Origin of the sequence: Trinickia violacea (assembly GCF_005280735.1) — a bacterium.
GTDB classification, from domain to species: domain Bacteria; phylum Pseudomonadota; class Gammaproteobacteria; order Burkholderiales; family Burkholderiaceae; genus Trinickia_A; species Trinickia_A violacea.
Window position 1 is genome coordinate 451595 of the sequence record NZ_CP040078.1, and the last position, 13962, is coordinate 465556.

Below are 13962 nucleotides of genomic sequence, written 5' to 3' on the forward strand. Positions count from 1 at the left end.
CAAGGAGCGCACATGAAAGCACTAGCCAAACTCGAACGCGCTCCGGGCCTGACGCTCACGCGCGTGAAGAAACCCGAAGTCGGCCACAACGACGTGATGATTCGCATCAAGCGCACGGCGATCTGCGGCACCGACATCCACATCTGGAAGTGGGACGACTGGGCGCAAAAGACGATTCCTGTGCCGATGCACGTCGGCCATGAATATGTCGGCGAGATCGTCGAAATGGGCCAGGAAGTGCGCGGCTTCGAGCTGGGCGATCGCGTGTCGGGCGAAGGCCACATCACCTGTGGCTTCTGCCGGAACTGTCGCGCGGGGCGCCGGCATTTGTGCCGCAATACGGTCGGCGTCGGCGTGAATCGCGAAGGCGCGTTCGCCGAATATCTCGTGATTCCCGCGTTCAACGCGTTCAAGATTCCGCCTGAGATCTCCGACGATCTCGCCGCGATCTTCGATCCGTTCGGCAATGCGACGCATACGGCGCTGTCGTTCAATCTCGTCGGCGAGGACGTGCTGATCACGGGCGCGGGGCCGATCGGCGTCATGGCGGTGGCGATCGCGAAGCACGTCGGCGCGCGCAACGTCGTCATCACCGATGTCAACGACTACCGGCTCGAACTCGCGCGCAAGATGGGCGCGACGCGCGCGGTCAACATTTCGCGCGAGTCGCTGCGCGACGTGATGTCGGATCTCCATATGACGGAGGGCTTCGACGTCGGCCTCGAAATGTCCGGCGTGCCGAGCGCGTTCACGGGCATGCTCGAGGCGATGAACCACGGCGGCAAGGTCGCGCTGCTCGGCATCCCGCCCGCGCAAACGGCGATCGACTGGAATCAGGTGATCTTCAAGGGCCTCGAAATCAAAGGCATCTATGGACGCGAGATGTTCGAGACCTGGTACAAGATGGTCGCGATGCTGCAAAGCGGGCTCGACCTGTCGCCGATCCTGACGCACCGTTTCGCGGTCGACGACTACGAAAAGGCGTTTGCGACGATGCTCTCGGGGGAAAGCGGAAAGGTCATTCTAGATTGGACCGTTTAAGCACGGCTTCACCGAAGAGCAAAGCCCCGTCGCCGGACATCGGCGGCGGGGCTTCTGTTTTTGGACGGCGGAAAGTTTCGCAAAAATGTCTCCGAGGATGTCGATCTCGCCTAGGCTTGTTCGTCGTAAGGATGTGACCGTGCTGATCCAGCCCAGGTCGCCGATTCTCGAACGTTTCGTTAGCTAAGGAGCTATCGCCATGTCCGCTTCATCCGCCGTCAAGCCGATTCCCGAAGGCATGCATTCCCTGACCCCGCACCTCGTCTGCGCGGGGGCCGCCGAGGCCATCGCGTTCTACATCAAAGCCTTCAACGCCATCGAAGGAGTGCGCCTGCCCGCGCCGAACGGCAAGATCATGCACGCATCGCTGAAGATCGGCGATTCGACGCTTTTTCTCTTCGACGAAATGCCCGAGCACGGCGCGCTTGGGCCGAAGAGCCTGAAGGGCTCGCCTGTCACCATTCATCTGTATGTCGAAAACGTCGATGCGACGGTCGAGCGCGCCGTGGCCGCCGGCGCCAAGGTCACGATGCCTGTCGCCGACATGTTCTGGGGCGACCGCTATGGTCAGATCGAAGATCCGTTCGGGCACCGGTGGTCGGTCGCGACGCACGTGCGCGACGTCAGCCCCGAGGAGATGCAAAAGGCGATGGCCAACGCCTCTTGCGGGCAGGGTTGACGTGACGCCGAAGCGGTGAGGGAGACGAGCGCGGATGGCGTCACCGTGAAGTCCGCGCTTCGCTTTGCCTCACCGTGAGTCGTCGCCGCACCGGCTCCCGTTAAAGCTCACCTTTCCTGCAAAGCGCTCAACTCGCCGCCTTAACTTCCCGCCTTCGGCTTTGCGAACTCGGCCTGGATGCGGACGTGAACGTCGTCGCCCACGGCCGGATACCACGTCCCCAGACCGAATTGCGAGCGGCTGAAATGCCCCTCGGCCGAGAAACCGAGCTTGTCCTCCTTGGTCAGCGGATCGGGTGCGAAGCCGTTGAACGTCACGTCGAGCGTCACGGGGCGTGTCGTGCCGCGAATCGTCAGGTCTCCTGACAGTGTCCCGGTGGTCTCGCCGGTGCGCTGAAAGTGCGTGCTGACGAAGCGGATCTGCGGATAGCGCTCGACATCGAACATGTCGGGGCCTTTCACGAATTTGTCGAGAAGCGGCACATTGGTATCGACGCTCGCCGCGTCGATCGACGCCGTCACCGCACTCGCATCGAGACCGCCTGCGTTCCAATCGAGCGCGGCATTGACGCGATCGAAGCGCATCACGAAGCGCGAATACTTCAGGTGGTCGACATCGAAGACGACGCTCCAATGGTGCGCGTCGAGTTCGTAGTGCCCAAGCGGCACGCGCGCTTCATTCGCGCTGACCGAATGCGTGACCACCTGCAGCGGCGTGCACCCCGAGAACAGCGCGACGGTGGCCGCTGTTCCCAGCAACATGGCCCAGCGCGTGGCCGTCTTGTGAATTGCGAGTGGCGTCATCGTTTGTCGATTCGAGGGTTCGGGACGGATTCGAGTTGGGGCCGAGTTGGGGCCGAAAGCGACCATGCCGCGCCAAGATAGCGCAGATGCAGGCAACGCGGTAGCCGGCGAAAAAACCTCACCGCGATAACGGCTAATGCCGCCGATGCTTGACATGGGAGAACGATCATTCTACCTTTGAGCCCATGACGACATCGACTGAAACCTCCTCAACACCCAGCGCTCGAGAGCGCTTGCTCGACGCCGCCGAAGCGCTGATCTACGCGGGCGGCATCCACGCGACCGGCGTGGACGCGATCGTTCGCGAATCGGGCACGGCGCGCAAGAGCTTCTACACGCACTTCGAATCGAAGGATGCGCTGGTGGCCGCCGCGCTCGAAAGGCGCGACGAGCGCTGGATGAACTGGTTCATCGAGGGCACGCGAAACAGCGGAGGCACGCCGCGCGCCCAACTGCTGGGCATGTTCGATGTGCTGCGCAAGTGGTTTGCCTCGGAGGATTTCCACGGTTGCGCGTTTCTCAATGCGTCCGGCGAGATTGCGGATGCGGAAGATCCGATCCGCGTCGTCGCGCGCGGGCACAAGGCGCGCCTCTTGAGTTTCATTCGCGAACTGTTCGACGAATTCGCCGCTGCGAGCGGTCATGACAGCCGTCACGCGGCGAAGCTCTCGCGCCAATGGCTGATTCTGATCGACGGCGCGATCGGCGTGGCGCTCGTGAGCGGCGAGCCCGACGCCGCACGCGATGCGCGCGCCGCGGCCGAGCGGCTGATCGGCGACGAACCCGAATCCTCGCGCTCGCCGTCGCGGCGCGCGCCTTCACGTTGACACATCGAAAGGAGAATCCCATGTCCGCTGCTCCCGAATCCCGTCCGCCGCTTCCGCCGTTCACGCGCGAAACTGCGATCCAGAAAGTGCGCGCTGCCGAAGACGGCTGGAATACGCGCGACCCCGAGCGCGTGTCGCTCGCTTACACGCCGCAAAGCGTCTGGCGCAACCGAGCGGAATTCGTCACTGGACGCGCCGAGATCGTCCAGCTCCTGACCCGCAAATGGGCGAAGGAATTGGACTATCGGTTGATCAAGGAGCTATGGGCGTACACCGAGAACCGCATCGCCGTGCGATTCGCTTACGAGTGGCATGACGATTCGGGCAATTGGTTTCGTTCATATGGCAACGAGAATTGGGAATTCGACGAGCATGGACTGATGGCGCGGCGTTTCGCGTGCATCAACGACCTGCCGATCCGCGAAGCCGATCGTCTCTATCACTGGCCGCTCGGACGCCGTCCCGACGACCATCCCAGCTTGTCCGATCTCGGGCTCTGACCCGCACGTCCGCTACCCCGCACGACAGGCCGCGCGCGAATGCCGCGCGAGTCTGTCCATCCGAGCGAACCCTCCATACGTCGCGTCATTTCGTTGAGGTAGAGTGCGCGACGGGCAGCACGATTCAAGACAAATACTGCGTCGGCCGACGGCCGATAACGGAGCGGACATGCGGTTTGGGGTGGGGGCAAAAAAAGCGGTGCCCGCGTGCGCGCTGCTGCTGGCATTGACCGGATTGACGGCGTCGCGAGCGGAGGCTGCGGACTGGTGCGGCGGCGGCGTTTGGGTCGATGCGATGATCGGCTCGCAGCACATCAATCCGAAGCAACACTTTGAAGACTTCAATCCGGGGCTCGGCGTCGAGTGCTGGCTCAACGGCCAGTGGGCGCTGACCGCGGGCGGCTATCGCAATTCGCTGTCGCGGCCGTCGTGGTACGGCGGCGGCGTGTGGGCGCCTGAGTTCCTGCATTTCGGCTTCGTGCGGCTCGCCGCGATGGCCGGCATCATCTCGGGCTACAACTATGGCGACTGGGGCCTCGGCCGCAATCACACGATCGGCCCGGTGGCCGCGCCGATCTTGATGGTCGACTATAAGCGCGTGGGCGTGAACTTCATCCTCATTCCGCCGATTCCGTCGGACAACTTGCCGTTTACGGTCGGGTTTCAGGTGAAGGTCAAGTTTTGAGGCGATGCCGGTTCACCCATAGATAGGTCGCGTTATTTACTCGGCGCCGTGCTTGCCGGATACGGCATCCGTCGATAGGTGAGAACTTTCGGGAGCCATGGAAGCGGCCGATTCCTGGGTGCCATATCCGAGTGCCAATCGGCATAATAGAAATACTAATTCATGGATAACACCTAGAATAGCGTCAAACCAAGGTGTGTTCGGCTAATATAGTCAGTCTATATTTGACTTCCTCGAACGAGACAACACCATGACCCTCTCCGGCGACCTACTCATCGGCGGCGCTGCCGTGCGCGGCCAAGGCTTAGGATTTCACGCATGGAACGCGACGACGGGCGAGCCGCTCGGCCCCGAATTCGCCAGTGCGACAGCCGGACAGCTCGCGCGCGCGTGCGAGCTTGCCGCCGAGGCATTCGAGCGCTACAGCGAAACGACCTCCAGCGAACGCGCTGCGTTTCTCGACGAGATCGCGGACCGCATCGTTGCCATCGGCGACGAACTCATCGAGCGCGCCTGCGCCGAGACCGGCTTGCCGCGTGCGCGCATCGAAGGTGAGCGCACGCGCACGGTCAATCAGTTGAAGATGTTTGCCGACTTGGTTCGCGAAGGCAGTTGGCATGACGTGCGCATCGATCACGCGCTGCCCGAACGCCGTCCGCTGCCGAGGCCCGATCTGCGTCTGCGGCGCGTTGCGCTCGGCCCGGTGGCCGTGTTCGGCGCGAGCAATTTCCCGTTGGCGTTCTCGGTTGCGGGTGGCGATACCGCATCGGCTCTTGCGGCGGGTTGTCCGGTGGTCGTGAAGGCGCATGGCGCGCATCCGGGCACGTCCGAATTGGTCGGACGTGCGGTGCGGGACGCCGTCGATGCGTGCGGGCTGCCGCCCGCCGTGTTCTCGCTGCTGTTCGATGCCGGTTTCGAAGTCGGCACGGCGCTCGTTCGGCACCCGGCGATTCAAGCGGTCGGCTTCACGGGTTCGCGTTCGGGCGGCCTCGCGCTGCGTGCCGTCGCGAATGCACGCGAGATGCCGATCCCGGTCTACGCGGAAATGAGCAGCGTCAATCCGGTATTCGCGCTGCCGGCGGCGCTCGCCGTGCGCGGCGAGCCGATGGCGCAGGCATATGTCGAATCGCTCACGCTCGGCAGCGGGCAGTTCTGCACGAACCCCGGCTTGCTGTTTGCCGTGAAGGGCGCGGCGTTCGATCGCTTTGTCGAGGTGGCGTCGGAGGCGCTCGCGGCGAAGCCGGCCGGCGTGATGCTGACGCAAGGCATCGCAAGCGCGTACGCACAGGGCATCGAACGGCTATGTGGCATGCCGGGCGTGCGCGTGCTGGCGCGCGGCAAGACGGCGGGCAGCGAGCCCGGTTGGCGTGCGCAGGCCGCGCTCTTGTTGGTCGAGGCTTCGGAGCTGATCGCGCGGCCGGCGCTGGCTCACGAAGTGTTTGGCCCGAGTTCGGTGATCGTCGCGTGCGACAGCGTCGAGCAGATGATCGCGCTCGCGCGTTTGCTCGAAGGTCAGTTGACCGCCACGCTGCAGATCGACGCGGCCGACCACGCCGCGGCGCGGCCGTTGTTGACCGCGCTGCAGCGCGTCGCCGGACGCGTGTTGGCGAATGCGTTTCCGACTGGCGTCGAAGTCGCCGATGCGATGGTGCACGGCGGCCCGTTTCCCGCAACCTCGGACGTGCGCTCGACCTCGGTCGGCACGGCGGCGATCGAGCGCTTCCTGCGCCCGGTCTGCTATCAGGGCTTGCCGCAGGATCTGCTGCCGCCCGTGCTGCGCGACGAGAACCCGTCGCGCGCGGCGCGGCGCATCGATGGCCGGCTGCAGTTGCCGGCTTGACGAGCCAGCGCGCCGCCACGCGATCGCCATGGACTATCGACACCTTCAGAACCGCAAGAGCATGCACGGACGCATCGTGCAGGAACTCGGCATCGAAATCGTCAAGGGCACGCTGGCGCCCGGCGAGCGCCTGCCGGCCGAGCCCGTGCTATGCGAGAAATACGGCGTGAGCCGTCCCGTCGTGCGGGAGGCGACGCGCGTGCTGGTCGCCAAGGGGCTCGTGACATCGAAGCCGCGCGTGGGCAGCATCGTGCGTCCGCGCGAGCACTGGCACCTGCTCGATCCCGATGTCCTCTACTGGACGCTCGCCAGCATTCCCGAGAGCGACTTCTTCCACTCGTTGCTGACCGTGCGCCGGATCATCGAACCGGCCGCAGCCGCGCTCGCCGCCACCGAAGCCTCCGACGAGGACCTCGCGCGCATCCGTGTCGCCTACGAGCGCATGGCGGGCGCGGATAGCGCCGACGGGCTGCTCGAGCCCGACCTCGAATTTCATCGCGCGATCACGGCCGCGACGCACAACGACATGCTCGCGTACATCGGCAACATGATGTCGCTCGCGTTGTCGGAGTCGATCAAGCTGACGAGCCGCCATCCGGATACCCACGCACTTTCCCTGCCGCGTCACAAGGCGATTCTCACGGCGATCCAGAATCGCGACCCGCTCGGCGCGCGGCAGGCGAGCCTCGTGCAGCTAGAGAACGCGCTGGTCGACGCCGATTCGATCCTCGAAGTCGGCAGCCGCAGCGTGCGTTGAGCCGCCTCCGGGCCAGGAAGCCGCGAATGCCTCGTCACGCAGGACGCGGAAGCAGCGGCGGGAGCGTTTCGGTCAAAGCGTGACCCGAATCCAGCTTGAACACCGCGACCGCATGGCTTAGCGCCACCGCCTGTTCTTCGAGCGACTTCGCCGCCGCCGTCGCCTCTTCGACGAGCGCCGCGTTTTGCTGCGTGGTCGTGTCCATCTGCATGACGGCGAGATTGACCTCTTCGATGCCCTGACTTTGCTCGCGGACCGCAGCGAAGATTTCCGTCATCAGCTCGCTGACGCTTCTCACGGAGACCACGATGTCGGTCATCGTGTGGCCCGCGCGATCGGCGAGCGCCGAGCCTTCGGCGATTTTGCCGACCGTGTCGTCGATCAACTGCTTGATTTCCTTCGCGGCGTGCGCGCTGCGCTGAGCGAGGCTGCGCACTTCGCTCGCCACGACCGCAAACCCGCGCCCCAGCTCGCCGGCGCGCGCCGCTTCCACGGCGGCGTTCAGCGCCAGGATGTTGGTTTGAAACGCGATGCTGTCGATCAGGCCCACGATTTCGGCGATCTTGCTCGAGTGAATGGAAATGCCCTGCATGGTCCGCACGACGTCGCTCACGACCTGCCCGCCGGCGGCGGCCGTGTCCGATGCGTGCAATGCCTGCTTGCTCGCCTTGTCGGCGTTATCGGCGTTGCGCTTTACGGTCGACGTCAACTGTTCCATGCTCGCCGCCGTGCGTTCGAGCGAGGCCGCCTGCTGCTCGGTGCGGCGCGACAAGTCGGCGCTGCCCGACGCGATCTCCTGGGCGCCGCCGCTGATCGACTCGGTGCTGGTCCGCACGCTGCGCACGGTGTCGACGAGCGCGTCCTGCATCGTCTTCACGTCGGCGAGCAGCGCGCCCAGCTCATTGCGATGCTCGATCCGGACCTCGCCGCACAAATCACCCGATGCGATGCGCCGCAAATGGCTCATGACCTGCGCCACCGGGCGCACGACGACGCCGATCAGCATCGCCCGCGCAAAGATGCCGATCGCGAGCGCCACGAGGGACGTGGCGGCCAGCGCGGCGATCATGGTTTTGAAGCGCGTCTGCGCGTCGGCGTAGCGGGCGCGCTGGCCGTCCATGACGGCGTTCTCGCGCGCCGTCATCGATGCTTGATAGGCTTGGGCAAGGACCTGGGTGTCCTTGCCTTGCAGCGCTTTGAAGTCGCTGAAACTCATGTGCTCGAGTGCGTCCAGGCCGGGCAGCACGGCTTTGTCGAGGACGGCGCGGCGCTGGTCTTTCAGCTGATGGGTCGCGGCCTGCGAGTCGGGGTAGCGCGATTGCAGCGCAACGAAACGCTCGAAGGCGCGGTCGGATTCGGCGATGTTCTGGCGGGCCGCTGTCAGCAAATCCGGCTCGGGGTCGCCGAGGCCGTAGAGGGCCTGGTAGCTGTCGAGCGATACGCGGGCGCGCTGCAGCAGCGCGTCGCTCGTCTTGAGCGCCACCAGCGCGCTCGTATCGCTTTCGTACATCTCGCGCAGGGCGTCGTTGCTGAGCTTCAGCGCGCCGACGCCCGCCGCGCTCACGACGATCAGGATGGCGAAAAACACGGCGATGACGAGCGTCATGCTCGCGCGGATGGTGAGACCTTTGAGCATGCTGTTCCCCCGTCGTGTGGCTCGTGCGGCGACTCACCGGTTCGCGCGGGCGTGCCTGCCCGGCGTGGTTCGGTGAGCCTTGCTTGTCTTTTCGCTCGTCTAGGTGCGAGCGTCCGGTTAGTGGTTCGCGCTGATGAGGCGAAGCGGCGTCAATGCGAATGTGCCGGCACGTCTGACCCGCGGCAGCCGACCAGGAAATCGAAGTCGCAGCCCTCGTCGGCTTGCAGCACGTGCTCGACGTAAAGCTGGCGGTAGCCGCTCGCATCGGCCGGCTGGCGCGTTTGCGCATCCTTCCATGCTTTCAGCCGCGCGGCAATTTCCACCTCGTCGATCTCGACATGTAGGAGGCCCGCTTCGCAATCGAGCTCGATCCAGTCGCCATTGCGCACGATGGCGAGCGGGCCGCCGGCGCGCGCTTCGGGGGCCACGTGCAGCACCACCGTGCCGTACGCCGTGCCGCTCATGCGCGCATCGGAGACGCGCACCATATCGGTCACCCCTTGCGCGAGCAGTTTCGGCGGCAGGCCCATGTTGCCGACCTCGGCCATGCCCGGATAACCCTTCGGCCCGCAGTTCTTCATGACGAGCACGGAAGTCGCATCGACGTCGAGCTCGGGATCGGCGATGCGCTTCTTGTAGTCGTCGAAGTTCTCGAACACCACCGCGCGGCCGCGATGCTTCAGGAGAGATGGCGTTGCGGCCGATGGTTTGAGCACCGCGCCGTTCGGCGCGAGATTGCCTCTTAGCACGCACAGCCCCCCATCCGGCACGAGTGGCTTCTCCAGCGGCCGAATCACCTCGTCGTTGTAGATCGGCGCGGCTTGGCTGTTCTCCCAGAGCGTATGGCCGTTCGCCGTCAGCGCATCCGGATGCGGCAGCAGCCCCGCTTCGCCCAACCGCCGCAGCACCGCAGGCAAGCCCCCGGCGTAATAGAACTCCTCCATCAGATAGCGCCCCGAGGGCTGCAAATCGACGAGCGTCGGCGTGCCGCGTCCGATCGTCGTCCAGTCGTCCAATTGCAGCTCGACGCCGATGCGCCCCGCGATCGCCTTCAAGTGAATCGCCGCGTTGGTCGAGCCGCCGATCGCCGCGTTCACACGAATCGCGTTCTCGAACGCCTCGCGCGTAAGGAGCTTGGAGAGCCGCACATCGTCGAGCGCCATCTCGACAATGCGCATGCCCGACAGATGCGCGAGCACATAACGGCGCGAATCGACCGCCGGAATCGCCGCGTTGTGCGGCAGCGTGACGCCGAGCGCCTCGGCCATGCAGGCCATCGTCGAGGCGGTGCCCATCGTGTTGCAGGTGCCCGCCGAGCGCGACATGCCCGCCTCCGCCGACATGAACTCGTGCAGCGTGATCTTGCCCGCCTTCACCTGCTCGCTCAGTTGCCACACGACCGTGCCCGAACCGATATCGCGCCCTTGATGCTTGCCGTTGAGCATCGGCCCGCCCGACACCACGATCGCGGGCACGTCGCAACTGGCCGCGCCCATCAAGAGCGCCGGCGTGGTCTTGTCGCAACCGACGAGCAGCACGACCGCATCGATCGGATTGCCGCGGATCGACTCCTCGACATCCATGCTCGCGAGGTTGCGCGTGAACATCGCGGTGGGCCGCAGGTTCGATTCGCCGTTCGAGAACACCGGGAATTCGACGGGAAAGCCGCCCGCCTCGAACACCCCGCGCTTCACGTGCTCGGCGAGCTTGCGAAAGTGCGCGTTGCACGGCGTGAGCTCGGACCACGTGTTGCAGATGCCGATGATCGGCCGGCCGTCGAACGCGTGATCGGGGATGCCCTGGTTCTTCATCCAGCTGCGGTACATGAAGCCGTTTTTATCGGCGTTGCCGAACCATTGGGCGGAGCGGAGCTTGCGTTGTTTGTTGGTCATCTTGGAGGTGCTATAAATCTTAAATAGTAAGACTAAATCGACGAACTCAGAATGTGGGCGTCTAGCTAAGAGGTAAACTTAAAAAGCGGCTGCTTAATCGGCTCTGCGCTCAAATATCGGGAAATATCACGAAATCACCGCGCATCCTCGGCAAGGTTGCATAGAAATAGCATTACTATTGAGTGCGGTGATCTGGGGAAAACGCTAATCGATACCGCCAGTCTTGATGAATATAGTATGGCTATTTCGTGCTGCGGGTCATCCGCGACGCGAGCCGGCATACAGATCAACCGACCATCAGGAGCCCGTGCTGTGACCACCTTTGCCCGTCCGTTCTCAGGCGTCTTTCCCGTTGCGCCGACGCCGTTCACCGATTCGGGCGAGCTCGATCTGGACGGTCAGCGTCGCGTGATCGACTGCATGGTCGACCAAGGCGTCGATGGCATCTGCATCCTCGCGAACTACTCCGAGCAGTTCGTCCTGACCGACGCCGAGCGCGACACGCTCGGCGATCTGTGCCTCGAACACACGGCGGGCCGCGTGCCGGTGATGGTCACGTGCAGCCATTTCAGCACTCGCATCGCGAGTGAGCGCGCCAAGCGCGCGGCGGCCGCGGGCGCGAGCCTCGTCATGCTGATGCCGCCGTATCACGGCGCGTTGCTCAAGGTCGACGAGAACGCGATGTTCGATCACTTCGCGCGCGTGGCCGAGGCGGCGGGCGTGCCGGTCATGGTTCAGGACGCGCCGCTTTCCGGCGTGACGCTTCCCGTGCCGTTTCTCGCGCGGCTCGCTCGCGAGTTGCCGCTCGTGCGCTACTTCAAGATCGAAGTGCCGCAAGCCGCAGCGAAATTGCGCGCGTTGATCGCGGCCGGCGGCGACACGATCGAAGGCCCGTTCGACGGCGAAGAGGCGATCACGCTGATGCCCGATCTCGACGCGGGCGCGACGGGCACGATGTCGAGCGCGCTGCTGCCCGACTTGATTCGCCTGGTCTTCGACGCGTATCGCGCCGGCGAACGCGACAAAGCGCGCGAGGGCTACGCGCGCATCCTGCCGCTCATCAACTATGAGAACCGCCAGTGCGGCTTGCGTGCGGCGAAGACGGTCATGAAAGAAGGCGGCGTGATCAAGAGCGATGCCGTGCGTCATCCGCTCGAAGCGCTTGCGCCCGCCACACGCGCGGAACTGCTGGAGTTGGCGCGCGAGGCGAATCCGCTTGCGCTGCGCTGGGGCCACTAAGAGCGGGATCGGGATCGAGATCGACATGAAGAAGATTTCGCTGGGACTCGTCGGCATCGGCAAGATCGCGCGCGATCAGCATCTGCCGGCCATCGCCGTGCACGAGGGCTTCGACCTCGTCGCGTGCGCGAGCCGGAATGCGCAAGTCGAGGGTGCGCGCAACTACTCGACCATCGACGCGATGCTCGCCGCCGAGCCGGAACTCGAAGCCGTTTCGCTCTGCGCTCCGCCGCAAGTCCGCTTCGCGCAGGCGCGCGCGGCGCTGAAGGCGGGCCTGCACGTCATGCTCGAAAAGCCGCCGGGCGCGAGCCTCAACGAAGTCGAAGTCCTGCGCGCGCACGCGCTCGCCGCCGGACGCACGCTCTTTGCGAGCTGGCATTCGCGTCATGCGCCCGCCGTCGAGGTGGCGCGCGCGTGGCTTGCGTCGCGCGAGATCCGCTCGGTCGACGTGCGCTGGAAAGAAGACGTGCGGCGCTGGCACCCGGGCCAAGCCTGGATCTGGGAGCCGGGCGGCCTCGGCGTGTTCGATCCGGGCATCAACGCGCTCTCGATCGCCACGCGCATCCTGCCGCGCGAAATCGTCCTCACCGAAGCCGCGCTTTACACGCCGGCCAACGTTCAGACGCCGATCGCCGCCGACCTCAAGTTCGTCGACGAAGACGGCGTGCCGGTCCGCGCGGGCTTCGACTGGCGGCATGGCCCGCGCGAGGAATGGGAAATCGAAGTGCGCACCGACCGCGGCACGCTCCTCATCGTCGCGGGCGGCAAGCATCTCGAGATCGGCGGCGTGCCGGTCGAGATCGGCCCCGAGCGCGAGTACCCGGCGCTTTACGACCACTTTCGGCAGTTGATCGAACGCGGCGAGAGCGATGTCGATGTGCGGCCGCTGCGGCTCGTCGCCGACGCCTTCATGCTCGGCCGCAAATACGAAGTCGAGCCGTTCGTCGAATGAGCCGAAAAATTCCGAACGCATTGCAAATGCTAAGGATTCCCTTACATAACGCCTTAACCACACGTGGTCGCTAAAGACCCAATCGCATCAAAGGAGACGAGTATGACCAGCAAACTTCGACGCCTGACGCTGTGCGCCGCGATGGCCACGCTGTTCGCGGCGCCCCTGGCGATGACGCAATCGATCGCGCATGCCGACGAGCCGCTCAAGATCGGCTTCCTCGTGAAGATGCCCGAGCAGGCATGGTTCATCAACGAGCAGAAGGCGGCGACGGCGCTCGGCCAGAAGCAAGGCTTCTCGGTCGTCAACATCGGCACGCCCGACGGCGAGAAGGTGCTCGCCGCGATCGACAACCTCGGCGCGCAAGGCGCGAAGGGCTTCGTGATCTGCGCGCCCGACGTGCGGCTCGGACCGGCCATCGAGGCGCGCGCGAAGCGCTACAGCATGAAGTTCGTGACGGTGGACGATCAGCTCGTCGATTCGTCGGGCAAGCCGCTCGGCGACGTGCCGCACCTCGGCATGTCGGCGTTCAAGATCGGCAACCAGGTCGGGCAGGCGATCTCCGACGAGATGAAGCGCCGCGGCTGGAACCCCGATGAAGTGGGCGCCATCCGCATCTCCGACTACGAGCTGCCGACGGCCAAGCTGCGCACGGACGGCGCGACGCAGACGCTGCTCGCGAGCGGCTTCAAGAAGGACAACATCTTCGACGCGCCGCAAAAGACGACCGACGACGAAGGCGGCTTCAACGCGGCCTCGCCGGTGTTCGCCAAGCACCCGAACATCAAGAAGTGGGTGATCTTCGCGCTGAACGAGGAAACGGTGATCGGCGGCGTGCGCGCATCGGAGCAGCTGCACATTCCGTCCGCGGACGTGATCGGCGTCGGCATCAACGGCGCGGGCGAAGCGTTCGCCGAACTGCAGCGCAAGGAACCGACGGGCTTCTACGGCACGATCGCGGTCAGCTCGACGAACCACGGCAAGCAGAGCACCGAGAACCTCGTCGACTGGATCAAGACGGGCAAGCAACCGCCGGCCGATACGCAGACCACGGGCAAGTTGATGACGCGCGACAACTGGAAGCAAGTGCGCGACGAACTCGGGATCTGAA

At 64.9% G+C, this 13962-nt stretch carries 13 protein-coding genes; 10 read left to right on the forward strand and 3 right to left on the reverse strand.

From position 1 onward, the window contains the following. The first annotated feature begins 12 nt into the window (after positions 1-12). Positions 13-1041: an L-threonine 3-dehydrogenase gene (tdh, locus tag FAZ95_RS24060; RefSeq protein WP_137335032.1), complete on the forward strand. Its 1029-nt coding sequence runs from the start codon at positions 13-15 to the stop codon at positions 1039-1041. 199 nt (positions 1042-1240) lie between these two features. Continuing rightward, on the forward strand, positions 1241-1720 hold the full coding sequence (locus tag FAZ95_RS24065; protein WP_137335033.1) for a VOC family protein: 480 nt from the start codon (positions 1241-1243) through the stop codon (positions 1718-1720). A gap of 140 nt (positions 1721-1860) precedes the next feature. Here the strand turns inward: FAZ95_RS24065 and FAZ95_RS24070 are convergent, their stop codons facing one another. Further along, on the reverse strand, positions 1861-2523 hold the full coding sequence (locus tag FAZ95_RS24070; protein WP_437437777.1) for a YceI family protein: 663 nt from the start codon (positions 2521-2523) through the stop codon (positions 1861-1863). A gap of 185 nt (positions 2524-2708) precedes the next feature. Here FAZ95_RS24070 and FAZ95_RS24075 point away from each other — a divergent pair, with 185 nt between their 5' ends. From FAZ95_RS24075 to FAZ95_RS24095, 5 genes are all read left to right on the forward strand, one after another. Continuing rightward, positions 2709-3350, forward strand: coding sequence for a TetR/AcrR family transcriptional regulator (locus FAZ95_RS24075; RefSeq protein ID WP_137335034.1), 642 nt, complete (start codon positions 2709-2711; stop codon positions 3348-3350). Positions 3351-3370: 20 nt separating this feature from the next. Continuing rightward, positions 3371-3850, forward strand: coding sequence for a nuclear transport factor 2 family protein (locus tag FAZ95_RS24080; RefSeq protein WP_137335035.1), 480 nt, complete (start codon positions 3371-3373; stop codon positions 3848-3850). A gap of 169 nt (positions 3851-4019) precedes the next feature. Further along, positions 4020-4535, forward strand: a complete 516-nt coding sequence (locus FAZ95_RS24085; protein ID WP_137335036.1) for a hypothetical protein — start codon at positions 4020-4022, stop codon at positions 4533-4535. A gap of 250 nt (positions 4536-4785) precedes the next feature. Continuing rightward, complete coding sequence (locus FAZ95_RS24090; RefSeq protein WP_137335037.1) at positions 4786-6375, forward strand: aldehyde dehydrogenase (NADP(+)); 1590 nt, start codon at positions 4786-4788, stop codon at positions 6373-6375. A gap of 28 nt (positions 6376-6403) precedes the next feature. After that, positions 6404-7132: a FadR/GntR family transcriptional regulator gene (locus FAZ95_RS24095; RefSeq protein ID WP_137335038.1), complete on the forward strand. Its 729-nt coding sequence runs from the start codon at positions 6404-6406 to the stop codon at positions 7130-7132. Between the two features lie 34 nt (positions 7133-7166). On the opposite strand, the gene FAZ95_RS40540 is transcribed toward FAZ95_RS24095, so the two are convergent. Continuing rightward, entirely contained in the window at positions 7167-8768 is a 1602-nt protein-coding gene (locus FAZ95_RS40540) for a methyl-accepting chemotaxis protein (protein WP_137335039.1), read from the reverse strand. A 149-nt stretch (positions 8769-8917) separates the two neighbouring features. Next, complete coding sequence (locus tag FAZ95_RS24105) at positions 8918-10660, reverse strand: IlvD/Edd family dehydratase (protein ID WP_137335040.1); 1743 nt, start codon at positions 10658-10660, stop codon at positions 8918-8920. Between the two features lie 312 nt (positions 10661-10972). On the opposite strand from FAZ95_RS24105, the gene FAZ95_RS24110 reads away from it, so the two are divergent. The 3 genes from FAZ95_RS24110 to FAZ95_RS24120 all read left to right on the forward strand — a co-directional run bounded on the left by FAZ95_RS24110 (position 10973) and on the right by FAZ95_RS24120 (position 13961). Further along, positions 10973-11899: a dihydrodipicolinate synthase family protein gene (locus FAZ95_RS24110; protein WP_254700274.1), complete on the forward strand. Its 927-nt coding sequence runs from the start codon at positions 10973-10975 to the stop codon at positions 11897-11899. Positions 11900-11924: 25 nt separating this feature from the next. Further along, entirely contained in the window at positions 11925-12851 is a 927-nt protein-coding gene (locus tag FAZ95_RS24115; protein WP_137335042.1) for a Gfo/Idh/MocA family protein, read from the forward strand. Between the two features lie 102 nt (positions 12852-12953). Further along, a complete protein-coding gene (locus tag FAZ95_RS24120) occupies positions 12954-13961 on the forward strand; it encodes an arabinose ABC transporter substrate-binding protein (protein ID WP_137335043.1) in 1008 nt (335 codons plus the stop codon). The last annotated feature ends 1 nt before the right edge of the window (position 13962 follow it).